The organism is Bacillus sp. LSHTCR4 (assembly GCF_057197025.1).
Map to the genome: position 1 here is coordinate 2,004,813 of NZ_JBXUNO010000001.1, position 24,907 is coordinate 2,029,719.

21 protein-coding genes are annotated in these 24,907 nt (G+C 36.3%); 2 read left to right on the forward strand and 19 right to left on the reverse strand.

The features are described 5' to 3' along the window. Positions 1-14: 14 nt before the first annotated feature. From AC2CGR_RS10375 to AC2CGR_RS10435, 13 genes are all read right to left on the reverse strand, one after another. Positions 15-977 (reverse strand): DUF979 domain-containing protein, encoded by a 963-nt coding sequence (locus AC2CGR_RS10375; RefSeq protein WP_087964563.1) that lies wholly within the window; start codon positions 975-977, stop codon positions 15-17. 1 nt (position 978) lies between these two features. Next, positions 979-1,674 (reverse strand): DUF969 domain-containing protein, encoded by a 696-nt coding sequence (locus tag AC2CGR_RS10380; RefSeq protein WP_131102753.1) that lies wholly within the window; start codon positions 1,672-1,674, stop codon positions 979-981. A gap of 23 nt (positions 1,675-1,697) precedes the next feature. Further along, positions 1,698-2,459 carry a 5-oxoprolinase subunit PxpA gene (gene pxpA, locus AC2CGR_RS10385; protein ID WP_270185010.1) on the reverse strand — a complete coding sequence of 254 codons (762 nt, stop codon included), beginning with the start codon at positions 2,457-2,459 and terminating at the stop codon, positions 1,698-1,700. An 18-nt stretch (positions 2,460-2,477) separates the two neighbouring features. Then, positions 2,478-3,467 carry a 5-oxoprolinase subunit C family protein gene (locus AC2CGR_RS10390; protein ID WP_270185009.1) on the reverse strand — a complete coding sequence of 330 codons (990 nt, stop codon included), beginning with the start codon at positions 3,465-3,467 and terminating at the stop codon, positions 2,478-2,480. Next, positions 3,458-4,171, reverse strand: coding sequence for a 5-oxoprolinase subunit PxpB (pxpB, locus tag AC2CGR_RS10395; RefSeq protein WP_131102501.1), 714 nt, complete (start codon positions 4,169-4,171; stop codon positions 3,458-3,460). Before pxpB ends, AC2CGR_RS10390 begins: the two co-directional genes overlap by 10 nt. Before the next feature lie 14 nt (positions 4,172-4,185). Next, positions 4,186-4,938 (reverse strand): IclR family transcriptional regulator, encoded by a 753-nt coding sequence (locus tag AC2CGR_RS10400; protein WP_000026387.1) that lies wholly within the window; start codon positions 4,936-4,938, stop codon positions 4,186-4,188. Between the two features lie 257 nt (positions 4,939-5,195). Beyond that, positions 5,196-5,747 carry a signal peptidase I gene (gene lepB / locus AC2CGR_RS10405; protein WP_000662493.1) on the reverse strand — a complete coding sequence of 184 codons (552 nt, stop codon included), beginning with the start codon at positions 5,745-5,747 and terminating at the stop codon, positions 5,196-5,198. Between the two features lie 172 nt (positions 5,748-5,919). Further along, positions 5,920-6,597: a copper homeostasis protein CutC gene (locus AC2CGR_RS10410; protein WP_087964567.1), complete on the reverse strand. Its 678-nt coding sequence runs from the start codon at positions 6,595-6,597 to the stop codon at positions 5,920-5,922. Between the two features lie 234 nt (positions 6,598-6,831). After that, entirely contained in the window at positions 6,832-7,962 is a 1,131-nt protein-coding gene (gene spoIIP, locus AC2CGR_RS10415; RefSeq protein WP_074563047.1) for a stage II sporulation protein P, read from the reverse strand. 132 nt (positions 7,963-8,094) lie between these two features. Further along, positions 8,095-9,243 (reverse strand): acyl-CoA dehydrogenase family protein, encoded by a 1,149-nt coding sequence (locus AC2CGR_RS10420; RefSeq protein ID WP_017561740.1) that lies wholly within the window; start codon positions 9,241-9,243, stop codon positions 8,095-8,097. Between the two features lie 152 nt (positions 9,244-9,395). Beyond that, positions 9,396-10,028, reverse strand: a complete 633-nt coding sequence (locus AC2CGR_RS10425) for a YdcF family protein (protein WP_000662223.1) — start codon at positions 10,026-10,028, stop codon at positions 9,396-9,398. Between the two features lie 331 nt (positions 10,029-10,359). After that, complete coding sequence (locus AC2CGR_RS10430) at positions 10,360-10,947, reverse strand: GNAT family N-acetyltransferase (RefSeq protein ID WP_017561739.1); 588 nt, start codon at positions 10,945-10,947, stop codon at positions 10,360-10,362. Positions 10,948-11,595: 648 nt separating this feature from the next. After that, on the reverse strand, positions 11,596-12,924 hold the full coding sequence (locus tag AC2CGR_RS10435; protein ID WP_087964571.1) for a YjiH family protein: 1,329 nt from the start codon (positions 12,922-12,924) through the stop codon (positions 11,596-11,598). 242 nt (positions 12,925-13,166) lie between these two features. Here AC2CGR_RS10435 and AC2CGR_RS10440 point away from each other — a divergent pair, with 242 nt between their 5' ends. Continuing rightward, a complete protein-coding gene (locus AC2CGR_RS10440) occupies positions 13,167-14,981 on the forward strand; it encodes an S-layer homology domain-containing protein (protein WP_087964572.1) in 1,815 nt (604 codons plus the stop codon). Positions 14,982-15,032: 51 nt separating this feature from the next. Here AC2CGR_RS10440 and AC2CGR_RS10445 read toward each other — a convergent pair whose 3' ends face one another. The 4 genes from AC2CGR_RS10445 to AC2CGR_RS10460 form a co-directional block, all read right to left on the reverse strand. Next, complete coding sequence (locus tag AC2CGR_RS10445; protein ID WP_087964573.1) at positions 15,033-15,911, reverse strand: aminoglycoside phosphotransferase family protein; 879 nt, start codon at positions 15,909-15,911, stop codon at positions 15,033-15,035. Beyond that, entirely contained in the window at positions 15,912-16,427 is a 516-nt protein-coding gene (locus tag AC2CGR_RS10450; RefSeq protein WP_270185005.1) for a GNAT family N-acetyltransferase, read from the reverse strand. A gap of 164 nt (positions 16,428-16,591) precedes the next feature. After that, positions 16,592-17,026, reverse strand: a complete 435-nt coding sequence (locus tag AC2CGR_RS10455) for a ferritin-like domain-containing protein (RefSeq protein ID WP_087964575.1) — start codon at positions 17,024-17,026, stop codon at positions 16,592-16,594. A gap of 138 nt (positions 17,027-17,164) precedes the next feature. Further along, the gene (locus AC2CGR_RS10460) at positions 17,165-18,346 is read right to left on the reverse strand and encodes a YhgE/Pip domain-containing protein (RefSeq protein WP_270185004.1); all 1,182 of its coding nucleotides are present in this window, start codon (positions 18,344-18,346) and stop codon (positions 17,165-17,167) included. 171 nt (positions 18,347-18,517) lie between these two features. Between AC2CGR_RS10460 and AC2CGR_RS10465 the strand changes: the two genes are divergently transcribed. Beyond that, a complete protein-coding gene (locus AC2CGR_RS10465) occupies positions 18,518-19,135 on the forward strand; it encodes a TetR/AcrR family transcriptional regulator (RefSeq protein WP_087964577.1) in 618 nt (205 codons plus the stop codon). Positions 19,136-19,254: 119 nt separating this feature from the next. Here the strand turns inward: AC2CGR_RS10465 and AC2CGR_RS10470 are convergent, their stop codons facing one another. Together AC2CGR_RS10470 and ppsA are read right to left on the reverse strand one after the other, a co-directional pair. Beyond that, positions 19,255-21,639, reverse strand: coding sequence for an immune inhibitor A domain-containing protein (locus AC2CGR_RS10470; protein WP_087964578.1), 2,385 nt, complete (start codon positions 21,637-21,639; stop codon positions 19,255-19,257). Between the two features lie 226 nt (positions 21,640-21,865). After that, positions 21,866-24,472 carry a phosphoenolpyruvate synthase gene (gene ppsA / locus AC2CGR_RS10475; RefSeq protein WP_087964579.1) on the reverse strand — a complete coding sequence of 869 codons (2,607 nt, stop codon included), beginning with the start codon at positions 24,470-24,472 and terminating at the stop codon, positions 21,866-21,868. Between the last annotated feature and the right edge of the window lie 435 nt (positions 24,473-24,907).

Consider the following 24,907-nt stretch of genomic DNA (forward strand, 5'->3'; position numbering starts at 1 on the left):
TTTTATCCTCCTAATTAGAAACGATATACAAGGCCGTACATAATAAACATATTAATAATGAAAATGGAAAGAGCAATTGGTACCTGCGCTTTAATAACGGCATTTTTATCTTTTAGTTCTAAAAGCATTGCCGGAACGATATTAAAGTTTGCTGCCATTGGCGTAAGCAGCGTTCCGCAATATCCAGCAAACATACCGAGCGCTGCCATAATCGCTGGGTTTCCGCCGTGCATTTGCACGATTAAAGGTAAACCAATTCCGCCAGTAATAACGGCAAACGCTGCGAAGGCATTTCCCATTACGACTGTGAAAAGCATCATTCCTAAACAGTACGCCATAACAGCAACGAACGGATACTCTGTCGGTAACACTTGGCCGACTAAATCAGAAACGACTTGTCCAACGCCAGATTTTGCGAAAATACCGCCAAGTGCCGCTAACATTTGTGGTAAAATAACAGCCCAGCCGACAGCTTGTAATAGTCTACTTCCTTCTTGCACAGGAGTTGTTATCTTCGATTTTGTAATACGCATCGCCGCAACGAATGCAAGTAATGCTCCTAACGCTAATGCTACTAGCGTTACTTTATCCGGATCAACAAGGGAGACATTTTCCCATTTGATTTTTCCTAACGTTAACGTACCGATAATTGTAAAAATAGGAATTAATAGTGCAGGCATAAAGATTTTATTTTTTAATTTCTCCGCATGTTTTACACGTTGTTGTACTGGAACTTCTTTCTCCTCTGATTTTGTTACTTTATTTAGCGAAGCTAACACAACCATAGCGAGTACAATACAGCCAACGTAAAATGAAGGGATTACATTTCCAAATAAAAATGTAACTGCAAACAACGCCCAAAATAAACTAGAACCAAATCGGTTTGGATGCTCACGATCAAACGCAATACGAACAGCGATAAAGGCAACGATTATACCTAATACATAGTAGATTGTATCCATTGTGATGATGTTCATTTTATATTGCCTCCTTCTCTTCTTTTTCTTTTGATTCCATCGTTTTTGCTATATATTTATCAAACCTTCTAAATCTGATCCAGCTCACGATAAGTGCAGATATTGCAGTTGGAATACCCCAAAGCGCCATATCCCATACTCCGACATGCATACCTACTGAATCGAAGAACCCTTTCATTAATAGAATCGCACCAGTTGCGATAAAAATATCTTCTCCGAAAAACCAAGCTGTATTTTCCGCAGCCGCTGCATTTGCTTTAATCTTTTCTCTTAACTTTTCAGGGAGCTTACCGTATTTACCTTGCGCAGCCCCTTCTGCCATCGGTGCAACGAGTGGTCTTACCGTTTGCGCATGACCACCAATATTCAGTCCAAGTGCTGCTGATGATTCTCTTATCGTAAAATATGACATTAATACTCTTCCAGTTGTTGCACCTTTTGATTTCGTTATAAGTGCTTCTGCTCTTTCTTTCAAACCGTAACGCTCTAAAATTCCGATTACCGGTAAAGTTAGTATAATAGGCATAGACATATATCTATTTTCTATGAAAAATTTACCGAACATGCTGATCACATCATAAAAACTTAATCCTGAAACCATCCCCGTAACAATACCTGCAACCATAACTACTAACAGTGTATTTAATCTAAACAAAAAGCCCACTGCAACTAATAATATCCCGATTAATTTCACCAATTCCAACACTTCCCCTCATTTTTTTATTCCGGTGCACAAATAGCAATACCGTTATGTTCGAATGTTCTGTATATTACTCCCGCAAATTGTACTGCTTTTTCTCCATCACCGTGTAAACAAATTGTTTTCGCGTCAACTGCTACTTTCTCTCCGTTCACCGCGTTTACGTAGCCTTCTTTCACCATTTGAAGCACTTGCTTTATCGCTTCGTCTTCATTTTCTATAAGTGCATTTTCTTCCGTACGGCTCGTTAATGTTCCATCTTGCTTATACGTACGATCTGCAAAAGCTTCTTGTACGAGAGTTATATTGTATTTTTCCGCAGCCTGTATAAATGACTCGCTATTTGCTAATCCATAAAGTAATAGACTTGGATTCATATGATATATTGCCTTTGCAATTGCATCTGCAATTTCCGGATTAGTTGCCGCCATATTATATAGAGCACCGTGCGGTTTCACATGATGCATCTTCCCGCCAGCTGCTTTTACAAAACCGTCTAATGCACCAATTTGATATAGAACATAATCGTATACTTCACTTGCTGAAATGTTCATGTTCCTTCTACCAAATCCAATTAAATCTGGAAAACCTGGGTGTGCCCCTATCGCTACGTTATGCTGCATTGCCTTTTCAATCGTTTGCCGCATAACAGACGGATCACCTGCATGAAAACCACAAGCAACATTTATAGAGGATACGAATGGAAGAATTTCATCATCATTCCCCATTTTATAAGCGCCAAAACTTTCTCCTAAATCACAGTTTAAATCGATTGCCTTCACATTATTTTCCTCCTAATTTCAGCTTCGTAAAGCAATGAATTTCTTTAATAGATTCATATTTACTTCTTGTTCTATGTACAATCGTTCCGCTTCTTCAAGCGTAATATTCTCAAATGATACATAGTCCCCTGGTTTTAGCTGAGCAAGAAGAGGTAAATCTACTGAACTAATATTTCCTATTCTCGGATAACCACCTGTCGTTTGCCTATCTGCCATTAATATAATTGGCTGTCCACCATTTGGAATTTGAATGGTCCCATATGTAACTGGACTCGATAAAATCTCTTTTTCAACGGCTCTATTTAAAATTTCTCCTTCAACCCTATAGCCCATACGATCAGCATAATTAGATACTTTATACTCTTTCATAAAAAATGCCTTTTTGCTTTCTTCTGTAAATTGATCATATTCAAAATCAGTTATGATGCGAAGCTTAGGATGTTTCTTATACTTTGGTCGTACGCTGCTGCTAATCGCCCATTTCGTTTTTATTCTCTCATCTTTTTGTAAGTCTTGAATGAAACGATTCGCCATTTCTGGTTGTACACCAATTTGGAAGTAGTCACCCTTTTTCAACATTCTTCCTTCTATACCGCCAATCGCAGCACGTATGTAAGTACTTTTGCTTCCCATCGTACGATCAATATGGATACCACCTGCAAAAGTCACATACGCTCTGCAACCACTTTTCACTTTTCCAAAGCAAAGCATACTACCTTCTTCCGCTAAAATGGGACGCCATAATGGTATACGCTCCCCATTTAGTAACGGTTCCATATCCGCACCGCCAATCGCAAGTAACGTCGTTTTCTTTATTAACAATTTCGGTCCCATAATCGTCATTTCAAGTGCCGCTTCATTCTCTTCATTACCAACTAACATATTGATCATCCGAAGTGCACTTTGATCCATCGCCCCGCCAACTGGCACACCGTATTGTTGATAATGAGATCGTCCTAAATCTTGGACTGTTGTAAACATTCCCGCATGCAAAACCTCTACATCCATTCTTTAGCCCCCTCAAGTGATACGTACTCTTCCTTCGTTATTGGGATAAATCGTAAATACATGCCACTTTGAATAAAGGTTGGTGTTTCTTCTTCCGGATTAAATAAGGAGATTGGTGTTCGTCCAATAATATTCCATCCACCCGGTGTTTCAAGTGGATAAATACCTGTCTGATTCCCGCCGATTCCTACTGAACCAGGAGAGATTTGTAACCGTGGTGTTTTTTTTCTAGGTGTTTCTAGTTCTTTTGATAGTCCTCCTAAATACGGGAATCCTGGTGTAAAACCTAACATATACACAAAGTACGTTGTTTCACTATGTATGCGAATGACATCTTCTACTTGTAAACCGTGATAATGTGCGACCTCTTCCAAATCAGGTCCATATTCTCCCCCGTAACAAACAGGTATAGAAATATGTTTCACATCTCGTTTCAGCTCTTCCTTATACGTATCTAACATTCCAGTTATATATTGGCATACGTAATCATATGGTCTTATCTTTCTATCATTTCCCTTCCATACTTCATACAAATTGTAGTAAACGGCTAATGAAGTAAACGACGGAACACATTCAACCATCCCTACAAACGGATGTTGCTGCAACGCTTGAAATAATCGTTGTACTTTTTCATATGTATCCATCCCGATTTCTTCACCGAATGTAACAATAATTGCTTGATCCCCTAACGCAGAAAATTTCATCCTACTCCCTCTTTCTATGCCAAAAAGCCGAGTTCTTTCGAAATGCGATTCGCTGTTTCTTTTACCTTCGCAATAAAATATGAAATGTTACTTTCGCTGTACTCAATTGCTAATCCCGAAATACTAATGCCTGCTACAACCGTTCCATCATTTGCGAAAATGGGCGCTGCTATAGCCGCTGTATGATTTTCTAACTCAGAATAGCTAATGGTGTGTCCTTCCTTTTTCGCCATTTGTAACACTTCTAGCAATTGTTTCTTATCTACGATTGTTCCATCTGCAAACTGTTTTAAATTCGTTTCCTCTATGTATTTCCGTTTCTTTTCCTCAGAAAAATACGATAGTAAAATTCTCGGACATGCGCCAGCATAAAGTGGCGCTCTTCTTCCAACCGCCGTATACACGCGTACAGGCTGAACGCCTTCCATTTTTTCCACATAAATCGCGTCGTTACCATCTTGAATAATTAAATTAACTGCCTGCCCTAAACTATCTCTAAGCTCTTTCATATATGGAATCGCAATATTTCTTACTGATAATCTTTGCGAAACAAGTTGACCGAACCGTAAAAAAACGACTCCTAGACGATATTTCCCCTTTTCGTTTTTTTGTAAAAACTCCATTTCTTCTAACGAGCCAATTAAACGATAAACAGATGTTTTCGGCATACTTGTAAGCTGAACCATCTCTGTTAAACTTAGCTCTTCATGCTCATAAAACAACTCTAAAATATCCATTGTCTTAACTGCCGTTTTATTTATACTCATTCTATCTCCCTCTTGTTCCGAATTTCGGAACTTAAATTCCGTTTTTCGAAACAAACATATAATTTAAAATTATAAAATATTCTTTCAATTCTATCAATATATTTTTCAGCTACTTAACCTTTATGTAAGGTGAACACAAAATAAGATTTAGAAATAATGATGGTTCTCTTTCAAAAGCTCAAGTTATAACAAAACCAAACGTTTAAATAAATAGGCATAAAAAAAGTATGGAAGAATATTTCTCCCATACTTTTTCTTTATAACGCTCTTACTTGTTTCAACGGCCAGAAAACAGCTTGTCCTTTTCCGACAATTTCATCTTCTGAAATAAATCCAAACATACGACCGTCTTTAGAAACTTCACGATTATCCCCTAAAACAAATACTTGGCCTTCTGGCACTTTCGTTTTTCCTGTGATTTGTTCTAACGTAAAGTCTGGAGTTAGTACACGACCTGCTGCTTTTTCTTTAAACTCTTTTAAATATGGTTCTTCCATCGCTTTTCCGTTTACATATAAAACATCATTTTTATACTCAACTGTATCGCCTGGTAAACCAATTACTCGTTTTACTAAATCGTATCCTTCTTTTCCGTGAAAGACGATAATATCAAAACGTTCTAATCCACTTATACTATAACCAATCTTATTCACGAGAACTCGTTCGTTATTTTCTAAAGTCGGCATCATCGATTCGCCTTGTACTAATGACGGTGTAAATAAAACACCGCGAATAATTGCGATTAATACAAGGGTAAATCCTATCGTTTTAGCCCATGAGAATAATTCTTTCTTCGTATTTTCCTTCATCGTTTCTCCTCTTTCTTACGCATTTATTTTATCCCGCTTTAACGGGCAGTAAGACCCTAACCTCAAAATTCAGCGAAAGCAAAGAAGCTAGATGTGGATCAACTGCCCATAAAAGCCCGATTGGTGAAGGCTAATAATCAGTGGGGGAAGCCCCCTCCCACTGATTAAAGTTTCACTTTATGATTTGAACTAATTCTTTTACTAAATTAGGATCAATTTCAGCAAAACATGATTTCCCTTCTCTCACCGCTGTACCGACATGAGCTTGCGAAATTCCTGTTTCATCTAGCAATCGCTTTATATTCTCTTTCGTCACGCCAGCTCCAGCTACAAGCTGAATTTGACCATCGCTTACCTTTTGCATTTCTGTAAGCACTGGAATATTCTCTACTATATTTCCTTGTCCACCTGAAGTTAAGACGTGAGTTACTTTATGAAACTTCTTTAAAGTTTTTATCGCTTCTACTGGATTTTCTGTGTCGTCTATGGCACGGTGATATGTGACATTTATCCCATCTACCACAGATAATAAATCCGCTAGTTTCTCTTCATCCACATCATTTTTTTCATTTAATACACCTAATACAACACCAGCTACTCCTAATTTCTGTGCAACTACAATATCTTCTTTCATCATTTCAATTTCTTCTTCCGTATATGTAAAAGACTTCGCATGCGGACGAATCATAACATGAATCGGTATATGTACTGCTTCTACCGCTTTTTTAATGAATGCATAACTCGGCGTTAAACCGCCTTCTGTATAAGATGAAATTAATTCAATTCGCTTCCCGCCAGCTCGTTCAATTCGTTTCACATCTTCTAAACATGTTGCAATAACCTCTAGCATGAGATGACCTCTTTTCGTGCTTTTTTCCTATTATACCGTAGGTGAAATAAGAAGCATAGCATTCTCCTATAAAACGATAAAAAGAAGAATGAAAAGAAAGATTTTTTTCAATTGATAACGTTTATTGGTAATCTTATATTGTTCATATTCTGCAAAAAAGGAGTAACCCCCTAGAACGCCTGACTAGGTGTCACTCCTTTTTATTTTACAAAAATAATAGTTTTCCCTATACATTTAGTTATTTTTCTTTGTTACTTCATTATAATAATGGCTAAATGCTTCTACTAATGCATCAACGGAAGCATATAATTCTTCTGGTGTATTATCTACGCCTCCCATTTCAATAAGTAATGCATTTGGGGACAGGTCTTGATTATATACTCCATTGCCGCTTTTACGATCTTTAATAAAAATGCCTCGGCTTAAACCGTAATACTTCTCGTCTAAATATGAATTTATTGCCGTTACTATTTTTTTATTTTTTTCATAGTTAGGATTTTCTCGGCCTAAAATAAAATAGAGTCGTGCATAATCCTTTCCATTAATCGTTTTCTTTGTAATATTTTTTCGGGCATCGTCCCTATGAAGATCAATGGGAAACATAATATTTTTATCTTGTGCTAATTTATCTTGTAATATTTGACGGGACCCTTTATAGGATTGGGCCCAGTTTAAATTTTTATTTCGCAGAAAATCCCTCATATTTGTCGTATCATGTGAAACACCTATCCCTTTTTCTTCTAACTTTTGTTTTAAATAATTTCCAACAAACGTAATATTCACTTCATTATTTGTACTAGAGGCATCATCAGGTATAGTAGCACCTGGAATGAGAGGAATAAACGACTCCCAACTATGTGTATGATAAATAAAAACTTTATTTTCACCGTTATTTTGTATATTTGAATTGTTTTCCTTCTCACTCTTTGGGTGTTTAACAGCAGTACCTTCATTCTTAATATTCTCTAAAGGAATACTAGATTCTTCAGGAATGTTCGTATAATCTGTTCCTTCCCCAGCAATTAATATTTCCGAATAAAATTGATTCATATTTGGAAGTTCTCGAGTTAATAAGCTTCGGAGGTCATTTACATTAATATTTGTAGAAAGTGAAAGTAAAAAAGATTCCAAAGACGCTCGTCCTTTTTCTTTATGAAATTCTTCTGCAAAATAACGATTTTCACTGCCTATCATATACATAAGGCCTTTAGTAGAATTCGTTCCTAATAATTGATTAATATAATAAGATTTAAATACGTTTGAATTACTAGAAATGAAGAATGAAGTGAGAATACATATAATCGTGAATAAAATACATATCATTACATACTTTATATTAAATACTTTCAGTTTCACTTTATTCATTTTATATCTCCCTTCATTTACTATATTCTTACGCATCATTTTTAAGTAATATGATTAATAATTTGATAGAGTTCTCGTTCTATTAATTTTTATAAAAAAAGAAGATCCTATAATAGGATCTTCTTTTTTTATCTACGACCGAAACGCCGCATCCGCCAACATAGATAGTGTTGCATCATCCATCGGCGGATTGTGTAGTCCTGCCCTAACGTTTAAATAATAACGATGAAGCGGATTTTTTTCTGATAAACTTTTTGCTCCTACGATGCGCATTGATTTATCCACTATGGATATCGCCGCATTTGTTACGGCGTATTTCACTGCCGCTAATTCTGCTTGCAGTGACAGTTTATCTTCTGCCTCATCGTATTTTTTCGCAATTTGATATAAAAAGACGCGAGCTTGCATAAGCTCGAGTTCTAATTCTCCAACTAATCTTCTAACATTCGGTAATAAACTAATAGAATGGTTTAAACTATTTGGTTTGTATGAGCCCGCAAACTGAACTGCATAATTTCTTGCTGATTGTGCAATTCCTAAATAACATGCTGGTATATGTAGCAACCAGCCAATACCCTTTTGTTTCACTTTCCCGCCTTTTACATCCGTAAAAAAGCGGTTGTCTATCTCTACATTTTGTAAGACAAGGTCGTGGCTAGCAGTCCCTCGCATTGCAACGCTATCCCACGTTTCTTCAATGGATACACCGCGTGTATTTCTTGGAATGACAAACTCACCAACTTCTTCTTGGCCTTCCATACTTGCTGAAATAATAAAATAATCAAGTACTGGCGCCATCGTTGTAAAAGTTTTCCTTCCATTTATAACCCACTTCTCGCCTTGTTGAACCGCTATTGTTTCTGGTTTACCGCCACGCGTCGGGCTCCCTGTTTTCGGTTCTGTTGCTGCCCTGTTAAAGAGCGCCCCATTACGAACTTCTTCGCAAAACCATTTGAACATCTCATCATTCCAAGAACGATTTTCCGCCAGCTCTTTCACAATACCAAGATGCCAGCCAATCGATAATGCAGTAGCTCCGCAGCCTTCCGCAATTTTCTCTTGAAATAAAACGAAGTCATATAAAGAAATCGCACTACCACCAAATTCCTTCGGTAACGTTAATTTCGTATATCCGATATCTTTTAAATCATTTATATTTTCATACGGAAATGATCCTAATTCACTTAGTTGATGCTCCCTTTCCATGAACTTCGGAATCAATTTATTTATTTGTTCAATAATGAAAGATTGTTTTTCTGTTTCAACAAATGAGAGTGCCATACTATAATCTCCTTTATGTTCGATTCATGAACCGTTCATTTTGTCATTATGATTATATGAAGCTACCTCTCTATTGTTTCACTATTCCGATAAAAATACAATGTTTTTGACTAATAAGAAAAGTTCCTATTTAAAGATAGGTTCTTTTCTTATTAGTCTCCCTTCAATGCCTTTAATGGCAACGAGGTTACATATCCAATATACGAGAATAATTCTTTAAAGAAGAATGGTATTTCTGTATCTAACGTTTTATATGCTGATGTTGGCGTTGGTGAAGCATACGCTTCAATATTAATATGTTTTGCGATTCTCATTGCGCGTTTCATATGAAGTGGATCACTTACAATCGTGTATGTGCGTATTCCGTTCTCTATTCCAACTTCCTTCGCATTCTTTAAATTTTCTTCAGTGAAAAGGGATTTTGTTTCAATTAAAATATCTTCCTCTTTTACACCTTGTTTCATTGCATATACTCTTGCAGTACGTGCTTCCTCGAGCTCTGCCTCGAACTTTGTGCCACCTGTAAAAATAATCTTTTTAATATTTCCGTTCTTATATAAAGAAATCGCATGATTAATTCTTTCTTTAAATACAGGAGATGGTTTTCCGTTCCAAGAAGCTGCTCCTAGTACGATACCAGCATCCGTTTTCACGCTATCATCTGTTTTAAAACGATAACTCCAAATATCGTAAGCTGCATAACTTACATATAAAATAGCAGAACAAATCATTAGTAAAAACACTTGAAAGATTCGTCTTTTCTTACTCTTCTTATTTTCTTTCATTTGTAATTGCCTCCGTACATCATCCATACTTCTATAAAAAAACATTTATATCAAAATCGTTTTGTTTGAGTTTATTTAAAAGAAGGAACTTTACTTGTTATTTATGTATAAAAGGGTTTTCATTTAAAATTGAGGATTATCAATTCATTTTCATTTGCGGTTTTCATTACATGTTTTAAATTCATAAGTTTATTACCATACAACTACATTGTAACGAATTTTTTCTCAGAAGGGAACGATGAAACAAAAGGAATTAAAATAAAGTAGCATTTTGTAAGAAAAAAGGTATATTTTTCATGTATTACAAACAATATACCTTTCAAAACACGAATTATAGCTTTTCTTTATACAACTCTAATTTTTCTAACAATTGTTCTTTCACGTCTGGCCATTCACTCGAGATAATACTGTACACAACTGCATCTCTCACATAACCATTCGGTAATTTTCTTTCATTTCTAAGCACGCCCTCTTTTACTGCGCCTAACCTTTCAATTGCTCGTTGTGCTTTTTCATTTCTTGCATCCGTCTTAATTTGTACCCTGAGCATATGCAGTTTTTCAAAAGCATACTGGAGAAGCATATACTTACACTCTGTATTTATACTCGTACGCTGGACACTTGGATGATACCACGTTTGTCCTAACTCGACTGTTTTATCTTCTACTGAAATATGATATAGACGTGTACTTCCTACAATCTTATTCGTCTGTTGATCTACTACAACGAAAGGGATTTGTGCACCCTTTCCATAACCTTGTATCGCTTTTTGCACATATTGCTGCATATCTTGCACACTATCCATTTTAGAAATTAAATACGCCCAAATTTCCCGATTTCCTTCTACAATCGAAAACAAAGTTTCGACATCATTACCATCCATTAACCGTAGCTTTGCTCTTTCGTGAATGATTTCCATTTGTAAGCCCCCTTTTTTCTTACTATATCACAGAAATAAACATTTAATTATATAGATGTTAAAGTGTAAAGACTAACTTTTAAATGTACTTAAAATTCAAGTTTCAATACCTTCTTACATAATAATCCGCAAAAAACCTCTAATAAATACCGTGTACATCCCATTATATCAAGCTACATTTATATTGGTTTCATTTCATGTAAGGCTTTTCTTTTTCTAAAGGTCTATATACGTTCTTTAAAAATTCGCACAACAAAAACGCTATTATTTCTACAAAAAGATTATTTTTTCATTTATGAATCAATTTTTCAGTTTGATTGCATGGATAATTCTGGATGAAACCCAAAAAATACTATATAATAATAAATTGAAACTTTAATCAGTGAAAGTTTTACAGTTAATTAATATGGGGTAAATGGGAGGATATAAAAATGCTAGATCAAATTACTTGGGGAACGCCAGGCAGCTTATTATGTTTAGGATTCTTTTTTGCAGGATTAGGAATTTTCTTAAGAAGTATTACGTCATATTCGAAAAACAAATAAAACATCAAAACAGTGTACATTTTAAGGTATTTACTTGATAAAAACACTAAACAAAAGAATCCTTCCTTTTATAGAAGGATTCTTTTGTTTACTTTCCCCCTTTTTAAAGCAACAAATAAGCAATCGGCGTAATGATAAGCAAAGTTAATATCGTTCTTTGTACGTACAGAATAATAAGTTCTGATACTTTTAACGGAATATCTGTCGATAAAATACAAGGGATGGATGCTGAGAAAAACAATATAGATGAGACCGAAACAACCGCAATGACAAACTTTGTCACAAGTGGTGCACTTACAACTAAAAGAGAAGGTAAAAACATTTCCGCAATACCGACGGATGCCGCTTTAGCAGCTAAGTCTGCTTCTGGCAGTTGTAAAGCCCATGTAAAAGGATAAAAAATATAGCTGATCCAATCAAATATTGGTGTGAACTTCGCTAAGACAATACCGATTAACCCTACAGACATAATAGATGGTAAAATTCCCATCGTCATGATAAAACCGTCTTTTAAGTTCACTGCGATATTTTTCATAACGCTCGGTGCAGTTTTTGATACTTCTAATGCATCTTCCCAAGCGCGTTCTAACATTTTCTCTTTATAAACAGGCTCTGGGAACCCTTCTTCCGTTACATATGTATCTGGTTTTCTACTAAGGGGCGGGAGTCTTACGGTGATAGCAGTTACGATGAATGTTACAACGAGAGTCGTCCAAAAATAAACATTCCATAAATGCATAATGTCTAATGTTTTTGCGATGATGATCATAAATGTTGCGGATACTGTAGAAAAGCCTGTAGCGATAATGGCTGCTTCTTTTGTCGTATATTTTCCTTCTTTATACACGCGATTCGTAATTAATAAAGCCAAAGAATAACTCCCCACAAAGGAAGCAACCGCATCAATTGCTGATCGTCCTGGTGTTTTCCATAACGGTCTCATAATTGGACGGCAAAACGTACCGATAAATTCAAGCAATCCATATCCGACTAATAATGCTAAAAAAGCCGAACCAATAGGAACGAGTAAACTTACCGATATGACTAGTTTCTCATACAAAAACGGTCCTACATCTGGCGCAAAGAACCAAGCTGGCCCTACTTTCAAACAATATAATACACCGAAAACGACGCCAACTACTTTTAAAATCGAAAAGCAAATATCTACGATAGATGTATTCCATGTTTTCGTATAAAACGGATAAATTGCACCCATTACCATAACGAGTAGTGCGTAATAAGGTACGACGCTCGGAACCGAAGCTCTAATCCACGACACGATATGATCAATCATTATGGAAGAAGCACCGTTTATCGTAACCGGTACGAAAAACATAAACACCCCAACGAGACTAGCGAGTATAAACCGAAGAATGATGCTCTTCTCACTCCCTGTCTTAATTACATTCCTTTTTAATTCAATTTCACTCAAAATTCGACACCTCCTATATATCTAAATATTCTGTATAATTATATTAAATCCCTTCTTTTCATTTGAAAATGACACAAGCAATAATCTTACATTTTTATTGTCAGTCTCCAAAAATTATCATATAATATCTTTCGTATATGTTACATATACTCATTTAAAACATATATTTTGTAACTAAATTATTTGTTTTTTCAATTTACTCTTTAAATTAACCTACATAAAAATAGAAGGAGAATGGAAATTTGAAAACAATAAAAATAACTATGGCAAGTGCGTTGCTATTTGGTGCTATCATCGCTCCATCTAGTTCTTTCGCTGTGAGTGAAACTGTAACACAAAAAAATAATGCGCAATTGGGGAATTACGAAGACGAAGACGATTACTACTATCAGTTTCCTGATGTTATTGGCTGGGCAAAGCCGTCCGTTGATTATTTAGTAAAGAAAAAAGTCTTAACTGGCTTACCAGACGGTACATTTGGACCTAATCTTGAAATTGATAGAGCTTCTGCCGCAATTATCATGGCAAAAATATTAAACTTACAAATAGACGCTTCAGCAAAGCCATCATTTAAAGATTCTCAAGAACATTGGGCTACTCCTTATATTGCTGCAGTTGAAAAAGCTGGGATTATTAAAGGCGTCGGGAATGGAAATTTCGAACCTTCTGGAAAGCTAACAAGAGCTGCTATGGCCTCTATGCTTGTTCATGCATATAACTTAGACAAAAAAGCCACTGAAAAACTACCTACTGTATTCCGAGATTTAAAAGGACATTGGAGTGAAAAATCGGCTAATCTTCTTGTTGCCCTTGGTATTTCACTGGGCTATGGTGGTAGTCATTGGTATCCAGATAACACGATTACCCGTGCAGAAGCTGCAAATTTAGTTGCTCGCACAGACCAATCGAAAGATAAAGAAATTAAATTAAAGCAAGTTACTATGAAACAACATTATTTTATTTATCCTGAAACCTCTCTTCATTCAGGTATACTTGCTGAATATGCACCACAAACCGTTACTGTATTCGATGAATCCGAAAACGGATGGATTAAAATTGCGACGGATCATGGGTTAAAGTGGACACCATTAAAAGAGAAACAAGTATACATTGATAAAAACTTTGTTACCTTTGATAGACCGTCAAGAACAGGATACGTGGTTGGTAAATATCCCCCTCAAACTGTAACAGTCGTTGAAGAAAATAGCATCTGGTTAAAAATTCGCACTAGCGAAGGGCTTCAATGGATGAATCCATATTTAAAAGAGGGTGAAGGAAAAGAACTAACATACATACCAAGAACATTTTTCGCTTACGATAGCCCTAATTTTTCTTCTAAAATATCTGGAAAGTATGCTCCACAAGGCGGTGTCGAAGAATTAGCTATGGGAGATGACGGATGGGTACAAATTCGTACAGATAAAGGACCAAAATGGATAAACATGTCTTATCTCTTACGTCCAAAGCTCCTCTTAAATGTTCCTGCCATTAATCAATTGCCGGAACTACAAAAAGGAAGTGCAGTTGTTTCACTCCAAATGCTTTTAGAATACTATACAGGACGTTCATTAAATAAAGTAGACTTTGCTAATCAAATGCCATTTGATACAACTCGACGCCAGACTACAGGAGATGGAAAAATTTCAGTTTGGGGTGATCCAGACATCGGATTCGTTGGTGATGTAAGAGGAATAAATTATGGTTACTCTATTAACCCGGCACCATTGAAACAATTACTTGATAAACATGCAAGAGGTACAGATTTAACAGGACAGGATTTCTCTGTATTAGAAAGCTATGTACGTAATGGTAAACCAGTTGTAGCGTGGGTAGGAAACAAAATAACTGCTCCACAACTAGAACAAACTTGGAAAACACCTCAAGGAAAAACCGTAAATGGATACAGAAATGCACATACTATTATCATAACTGGTGTAGATGATCGTAACATTTATTATAATGACCCATTAGACGGTAAAAAAGACCAGCCAATGGTAAAATCCCGATTTGAGCACAGTTATAATCAAATGGGTAAAAAAGCTTTAAGTATCGATTAATCATATAAAAAAGCCTATTTTGATCGTATGATTCAAAATAGGCTTCTTCTATTACTGTCCATAATCATCCACAATTACTTGAATGACACGATACGATTCTTCTGCCACTATCTTATTACTAATCTTATTCGCATCATATGTAATTAACGCCTTCCAAAGTGCCCATCCTCTCGCTCTATTCCACGTTTCTTCATCTATTTGTAGTACTTCTTTAAATATCTTTCTACTACTTTTATCAAAAAACGTCCATGACATCGCTGCATCACAGGCCGGATCCCCTACTCCTAAAATACCAAAATCAATGACGGCACAAAGCTTTCCGTTCTTAACGAGTAAGTTCCCTGGTGCAACATCTCCATGAACCCAAACCGGCTTACGCTCCCACGTTGACTGAAGTGCTAAAGCCCAAAGATGCTTTAATACTGTTTCATCAAAAGCGTCCTTATTATTTTCGATAGCACCTCTCGCCTCTTCATCATATACAGATATAAGCCCGCCTCGGTAAAAATTATGTGCTCCAGCTACCGGTCCGTTACTCGCATCAATAGATTGCAATTCTACTAAAAAAGTTCCTAAGTCCGCTGCAAATTCATTTAAATCACGAACGTTTTGTTTCGTAACTGTTTCTCCCTCTATCCACTTATTAATAGACCACGGCCATGGATACACTTCAGATGAATTTCCTTTCGCAATTGGTATAGAAATAGGTAAAGAAAGCTCCTTACTTAATAAAGGTAGCCACTTGTTTTCTTTCTCTACTTGCGGTGCATATGCTCCATCACTTGGCAATCTTACACTCATCTCATCCCCTAAGTGAAATGTTCTGTTATCATGCCCACTAAACTTTACAGGTTTCACCTCTAAATGTGCCCATTCTGGAAACTGTTCCCCTATTAATCTTTTAACTAAACCAGTATCAATTTGATTCATTCACTGTCCCCTTTTCTTTTGAAACTTACTAAGTCCATCTGTACTGCCAATATATTCAAAACCACTTCTCTTATAAAAATCATTCAATATGCGATTATGTCCTACACAATCTAGTTTTAAAAACTCTTTGTCATGTTGTACATTCTCTTCTATCCACCGTAACATCCATTCTCCGATTCCGTTACCCTTATACATCCGTTTCACCGCAAATCTATGAATATATAATGAATGAGAAACTTCCTCTTTACCAAAAATATATTCATCCCATTCATTTTGTTTAGGAGATACTGTAACTGTACCGATAATTTCATCTTCTTTCGTAACCACATATGTATATTTCTCTCTTATACCTTCTAATATTTCAGCTGTAGCCTCTCCGCCTAACAGGTACTGCCACTGGTCCACTTCTTTATGTTGTAGCCACTGTGCTACTTCTTTTAATAGCGTGATAATACTATCGCTTTCCTCTTCCGTAGCAGTTCGAATTGTATATTCTTTACTTGTAGTTCTCTCCATATTGCCGTTCTCCTTTCATATACTTACTTCTCTCTTTACTAATTTTCGTTTTATACATTATATACCAAAATTAACTACTACACCTTCAAGATATCTATTTTACAGCTTGTATTTCACAAAAAACCGTCCCACTACTAGTGAAACGGTTTTAATTCCTTAAACATTCACTTCGTTTTCACAAAGTAATATAAAAACCACACCGCATGATTTTGTTCATCGGCAGCTATTCTCCGCAACAACTCTTTCATGTTCGCATCTGATGTTTCATCTGAAATTTCCAAATAAAAATCCACTGTCTTCTGTTCATCTTGTATAGCAAATTCTAATCCTTGTAAGTACGTATTCGGACATTCTTCTGTAATTTGTGGTTTCGGCTGCTGACCAGTTAAATTTGTATAGATTTGTACAAAATGTTGAAAATGCTTTATTTCATCATTACGAATTTCAAGAATTTGATTTCGTTCTGCCGCATTTGGAGCCATGTTGGCTAATTTTGCGTAACAATTTATAGCACTAAACTCTCCGTTAATTGCTTTCTCAATATCACGAATTAGCTTATCATTTTGCCTATACCAATCATAATAATTCGAACTATACATCGTATCCCCTCCATTATTTCACATAACATTTTATGCAATTTGAAATAGTAGGAGCATGTATACAAAATGAACCACAAATACGAACTCTTTATTTCACCACAAAAAGAACGCTTCACTACGAGTGAAACGTTCTTTTTTCTAAGCGTTTAATTCTGTTTTATGTTCTTTTATTGCACTACGTTTGAAAGCAGTCATTAGAATAATAAACATACTTACCGTACCAATCCAAACGAGCACAGTAACAGGTGTACTCCAACTTATCCCTTTTCCGAAGAAGAATATTTCTCTTAGCCCTTCAATCATAAAACGCATTGGTAACCATGTGTACACCCAATCTTGATAAAATGGTGACAACATTTCAGGTGCTAATGATAATAACGGTGCACTGAAGAATAGTAAGAGTGCAAATAAACCAATTCCTTTTAGTCCAACTAGTGAAAGTACCGCTGATATCATTAAGAAGAAACTAAACGATGTAATGGATAAAAATAAGGCCGTATCGGTGAAATTTGAAATATTCAGTCCTACCATGCTATCCGCAATCCACGTAAGACCGAACCCAATAACAAATGCGGCAATTGCGCCTGTTACGATTTGATTTAGTTTTAATACAAAGTTTTCTTTTCTTGTATGAATTGGCATTTTACTTATCGCGATAAAGATAAGCGCTGCACTCGCTAAACTTGCGATCCATAACGGCTGGAATAATGAAATTGGTGAGTTACCGTTTGCACTATTTTTGCCGACTTCATTTACGTTTGTTACTTTCTTAGTAATCGGTGTTACTACATTTGAAACTTGATCTGCTGTTAATGTAGCCCCTTTTGCTTTCCATCCTTCTAATAGTTGTATACTAGCATTGTTGTTCATATTATCAACTACACTATTTAATATTTGTCCTGCCATAGTTGATGCCGCTGTATTCATTCCTTGATTTATGAATATTTCTACCTGTGGCGAAGATGGCTGTGGTGTTCGTAGTGATGCCTGCTTTGTACTAAATTCTTTCGGAATGACTAATGCTGCATAATACTCTTGATTATTTAAACCTTTTTGTACGGCTTCCTTATTTTTCACTTCTACCCACTTTACCGCGGGTTCTTTCTCTGATTTTGATGTCTTTTTCATATTATCAACGATCGTTTGCCCCATGTTCATTTTCGGTTGATTCGGAATTTCTACTCCTTGATCCTCATTTACAATTGCGATTGGCAAATTGTTCGGCTGAGGTTGAACGGTTGGAAATAATGTTAATGAAAAAATAAAAACAACAAGTAGTGCAATAACTGGTGATAATAATAAAAGTTTATTTTTAAACATTTTCTTTTCTCCTCCCATCATTTAATTTATAATAACCAACAACGTGTTTATTATTTGTATTTTGAATTATATGTTCGAGTTGAACCGTATACAATAATCAAAAATCGTGAATGTGTCGGTTATAAGACACATCCTTAAAATGTGTTGGCTAAAATTTAGGAGGGACATACTTTGCGTGATAGTAATTTAGATTTACGCGTCGTTCGTACGAAAACTGCCATACGAAATGCATTGGTGGAATTAATTGAGGAAAAAGGTTTTGACGCCATTACAGTGAAAGATATTACAACGAAAGCAAACATCAATCGCGGTACTTTCTATGCGCACTATCAAGATAAATTTGATTTAATGACGAAATGCCAAGAAGACATTATGTACGAGTTTTCTAAAATTGCCAAACAGAAATTCCCGGAAGTGATTGCTGACCTTGGATCTAACCCTTCTCCAACAATGCCCTTTATACTTATCACTTCTATTCTTGAATTTTTAAATGAAAATAGTGATTTTATGAAAGCTGTACTTAGCCCGAAAGGAGACTTATCTTTCCAAACAAAACTGAAAGATTTCATGTGGAAAACACTATTTGAAGATACGAATGGTGCTCTCATTAATAAGGAAAATTTACTTGTTCCAAGCCAATACTTAACTTCTTATATGGCATCTGCTCATATTGGTGTTATTCAGCAGTGGTTAAATAACGGGCAAAAAGAAACACCTGAGGAAATTGCTCGTATTTTATCTACAATCGCAGTTCATGGACCTTTTTATGCGGCTGGTTTAAAGAAATAAGTCGGCCAGCATAAAAACATTTTTTGATCAATTTGAACAGCAACAAATTGTTAAATGAAATTCATATTTCTATGAAAAGAAGCTGTTGAAAGGTATCCCCTTCAACAGCTTCTCCATTATTAACGATATAAGCGAACTGCACCTGCAGTATTATCATCTGCTTGTCCAACTACTTCAAATTTCAGGCCAAGCTTCGGTAATTTACGTCCTGCATCTGGGATTAAATCATTCATATACGATTTAGAATCATCAAACTTCGTTACACCTGGTAATCCTTTATAATCATATGTTCCGCGTGTTGGAGATACGACTTTCCATGCTGGCGCTTGGTTAAAGGAGAACGCCGCATCTGCGATTTGGTATCGTGTACTATTTTTTACAGTTGGTTTGCCGTTTAGCGTGCCAACAATTGCTTCTGGGTGAGAGTCTACAACTCCTAAGAAACCTTCTCCTGGATGTAGACCAACCCAATTATCTGTAAAGCTAGAGTCTGCATACCATACGACAAGACCTGTATTATATGGTACACCACTGCTATACTTTAACGCTTGATCCGCACCAGCGTAGTTTCTCCACTCTAAATAGTAGTTATGTTTCTTTTTCTCAAAACCGTTCGATACAACAAAACCATTTAATTTTAATTTTGCTTCGCCTTCTGCATCATCAGAGAACACAACATTTCCATCTACATTTAATGTGGCATTATCAAGAGTAAAACCTTTCGGTGCTATACCAACATCTGTAATGTACTCGAATGCTAGTTTTATTTTTTGGCCTTTAAATTGGCTTAAGTCATATGACTTATCTACCCAGTTACCATCCGTTGTATCTAGGCCATTTTTCACATTCTTTTCGCCAATTCGATCCACTAATGTTTTCTTATCATCTTCTGTCACTGCATATACTTCAAGGAAGTCATAATCCGTTTCAATTTCATACAATGTTTTGTAATCAAACTTCACATTCGTTGCATTTTTCAAATCAAACACCGGCGTTTCTAATGTTGTATGAAGATTATCGCCTTTTGTACTATAGTAATATTTCTTACCGAATGCAGGTTGGATATTTTTCACATCTTTATCTGGTAGGTTAACGCGAATCAAACCAGGGCGATTGGATTTTGTTACACTTTGATCTAAGTACGTCGCAAAACCGATACCGCGATTTAATTTATCATAGTCAACCTCTACAATATTTGCCCAGTTTCCACCCATGTTCTTTTGAAAATACTCTTTGTTTTGCGGGGAAAAACTTGGTGGCGTTGTACCTGCAATTTTACCAGCCCAACTACCGCCGCTCATAACAGACCAAGAATTAATTGGCTCACCTGCTCCTGAGTACTTCGTATCATATTCATCTGGAAGGCCTAAATCATGACCGAACTCATGTGCGAATACACCAACTGCTCCGTCTTCAGGCTCAATTGTGTAATCGTATGCTGCCATTTTCCCGCCCCAGTTATCAACCTTTGCTTTTGTTCCTTCAATTGGATATGGTGTTCCAAGGTTCCATCGATGTGACCAAATTGCGTCATCACCTAGTCTACCGCCGCCTCCATCTTGTCCAACTCCCGCGTGAATAACCATTAAATGATCAATTAGACCATCGGGTTCATTTTTATTGCCATCGCCATTATTGTCATATTGATCGTATTGGTCAAATTCAGATAAATCGATTCCACTTTCTACAGCTGCATTTAATGCCTCTTTTACAAAATCACGTGGTCCTTTTGGTCCTTTATTATCATGACCACCATCTCCGGCATCTGCGCCATACTCCGCCGCATTACCAGGAACTGTAAGCCACTTTGTTACTGTCCCATCGACTGTATAACTACCACCAGATTGCTCTTCATAATATTGTTTAAATGTTGGGACTTTTGAACCATCAAAGAGTGTAAACGGCTCATCACCAAATAACATTTTTTGATAATGTTCTGGATTAAAATCATTTGAATACATATAACCTGGTACTTGATCAATATTGTTATGTTTAAAATCAGCAAACTCTACTAGCAATACTAAAACCTTATCTTTACGAACATCACCATTATATTGTTTTTGCTTCGCTGAAGTAGTTGGTACTTTGCCGTTTAATCCCCCTTTAACCGGCGCTTCACCTACTACTGGACCACCAGCAGGTTGATCAACTTTTTCTTGCGCATCTGCTTTGGCATCTTTAACTTTTTTCAAAAAGTCAAAAGCTTCTCTTGAGACACTATCCCCTGCTGGTTCTTTTCCAGCATTTTCGCCTTTTTTCTTCTCTACGTATTTTTCAACAGCTTTTAATGTGTCTTCTTTCGATGCAGATTCACTAATTACACCCCGTTTCTTGAGCGCATCTGCTAAACGATCCTCTTGAATCAAATTTTCATCAATTGGACTTACAGTTCGTGTCTGAGACGGCGTTGCCGCATAAACAGATTGACTACTAAATCCAAATGTGCAACTAAGCACAGCTGTCGCCGCAAGCGTAGACAGCACCTTAAAAGGTTTTTTCTTCATCCCTATTCCTCCCCAATATTAAATACGTTATAACGTTTATATAATAATGAAAATTCAGATAATTTACAATACATTGTCTGAATTTGTAATATTTTTGAAAATATTCTTTAGTTCGAATTGGTATACATTCTGATTCATCAATGTTCCAGGTAGTAATTGCTAGCTAAAAAATAAAGAGATTAATCACTAATTATAGTGATTAATCTCTTTATTATCTAAGGTGCAACTACAGCACTTCAATATACCCTTCTGTTCCATGTACCCGAATTCGTTGCCCATCTTTTATTAGTTTCGTAGCATTCTCTACTCCGACGACTGCTGGTAATCCATATTCACGTGCAATCACTGCTCCGTGCGTCATAAGTCCGCCAACTTCAGTGACTAACCCTTTTATAGAAACAAATAACGGTGTCCAGCCCGGATCAGTAAAAGCAGTAACTAATATATCTCCCTCTTCTAAATTCGCTTCTTCCATGTTTAAAATAACGCGAGCTCTTCCTTCTATAACTCCAGATGAAACAGGCAAACCTACAATCGCGTCAGCCGGGATATTTTCTCGTTTATATTTACCTGTAATGATTTCTCCATCAGATGTCATAATTCGCGGAGGCGTTAGTTTTTCATATAATTTGTACTCATTTTTTTGTTTATGAATAAGCTCGTAATCTAATTTATTCGTGCGAACAACTTCGTGAAGTTCTTCAAAAGTTAAATAGTATATATCATCGACTTCATGAATGACACCGCTCTGCACAAGTTGCTCAGCTTCTTTCAATAACGCCTGCTTATATATGAAATAACGATTAATCATGCCGTATTTTGGATATTCACGATAACCGATACAATTACGGATGTTGCGAATCATTCGCTTCGTTTCTTCTACTTTTTGTGTACCATCTGGTAAATGCTGCAATCGATCTACTAACTCTTCTTCTTTTTTCAAAGCTTCTTGCAGTCCTTCTTCAAATTTCCGTTTACTTGCACCATATTCAAAATCTCTTATATTATTTAAAATCATCGGGATAATGGTTGTTGGCTTCTCACTCCAGCGCGTTTTCGTAATGTCGATTTCGCCACTACATCTCATTCCGTATTTATTTAGAAAAGCATCTATTGCCTCTCGAGCTTTTTCCCCGCCTTTAAACTGAACGAATTCATCTAAAAAGCTATCATTTTCTACATGTTGTAAATACGCAATAACTTCTTCGTACGGCCGAATCACATCAGCAACTTCCATTAATGCTAAACCCATTTCCGACGTAATATTATTTTGCACCGATTGAGAAAGGGTGTCCGCTGCATTCTTTTCGCCCAGCCATTGCTCCATTTTTTCATTGATCCATGTTGAAGCATTCATACCTGCCATAATAACTGCTATACTTTGCGGATTAAACAATACTTTCTTTAATTGCTGAATATCTTCCAAAATAAAATCAAGTATGTCCACTCCTGATTTCAGTTGCATATTTTGTTTTAACTCTTCTAGTGATGCTTCACTATTCTGTATTAATTCCGTAACGATTGCTGGATCACTTTCAATTTCTGGTTGCGAACTTACTGGTGGCTTACTTTTACTAGCACTCTTTTCCGTTTCTTCATCCGGTAACAATGTAATAAAATTATCTCGCTCGACTACAGTCGTTAATGCATCTCTTATAAGCGGATCTGATTTTCCTAACGTATTTATTAGGTAATCCCTGCTAGCAGGTGAAGCCAATCTTTGTGTAGCATCCACAAATAGCCTTCCTCCCGCTTTACGCATAGGGGCATTAGTCGTTAACAGGAAAAAAGATAACCCTAGTGGTTTCATCGCATCGGTCATCATTTGTTGGTGACCAACTGATATATATACATGATTTTCCCCATCATTTTCTTCAGGGATTGGATATAACGTCGTAATGGGACGACTTTGGACAATATAAAATGTATCATCAACTAAACACCATTCAATATCTTGCGGACAGCCAAAATAAGCTTCAATCTGCCTTCCGATACTTGCTAGTTGTAAAATTTGTTGTTCAGACAATGTTTGAAGCTTTTGCTGTGCTGGATTAATCTGTTTCGTCTCTGTTCCGCCCTCTTTTACAGCATAAATAGCTACTTTTTTAGTCGCTATCATCGCTTCAGTAATTTCGCCTTCTTTTACTTTATAATTATCGGCAGAAACCAGTCCTGATACTAACGCCTCACCAAGTCCAAAACTTGCATCAATTGATAGCACCTTTCGGTTAGAAGTAACCGGATCAGCCGTAAATAAAATGCCCGAAGCCTCAGGGAAAACCATTTTTTGAACGACAACACATATAGAAACTTGATTATGTTCAAAACCATTTTGCATACGGTACATGACCGCTCGCTCTGTAAATAAAGAAGCCCAGCACTTTCTTACATGCTGCAAAATCGCTTCTTTTCCGATAATATTTAAATACGTATCTTGTTGACCAGCAAACGAGGCATACGGTAAATCTTCAGCCGTCGCACTAGAACGCACGGCATACGCATGTTCATTTCCAAAACGTGAGAGATAATGAGCTACCGCTTCCACCACACCAGAAGGAATTTGTACTGCCATAATAACTTCTCTAATTTCCTTACTCATTTCACCAATTTGAGCTCGGTCTTCACGCTTCAACTTTGTTAGCTGCTGCAACAAAGTTTGAAGCTCTTCATTTTGCTCAATTGCCTTTTCATATCCTACCGTTGTCACACAAAATCCTTCTGGCACTTGTATACCTTGAATATTGGATAACTCCCCTAAATTCAATCCTTTTCCACCGACAAGTGAAAGCTGCGTTTTTTCTATTTCCTGAAAATCGAGAACGAAAGAACTCATATAACATCTCTCCTTACTTTGCATGTGTTCTTGATTGTAGCAGTATTACATGAGAAGAAACAGTCTATTTCGAACTTTATTTACGTGGTATAATTAAGTTAGGAAGAAATCATTATTTGTATTTCTCCCCCTCTAATTCACTTCAATTACACCACCGAACTTAAACATTCTTTTATTATAAAAAGCAGTCATTACATATAGTGGTTTTCTATCGACCTTTGTTATGTATTTGTTATATAACTCCACATTATAATATTCGTATAAATCTTTTATTAAGCCATAAACTCGCAAAAAAATAATAGAAACTACCACTTTACAATCAATATTTATTGTTTGCACTTTATATAAATTGCTATGTCTTCCCCTTAATTCTAGGATTAAGTTATTGTTCTTTGTACCCCCCCCACTAATTCTTTTCTTAAATTCCTCAAAATG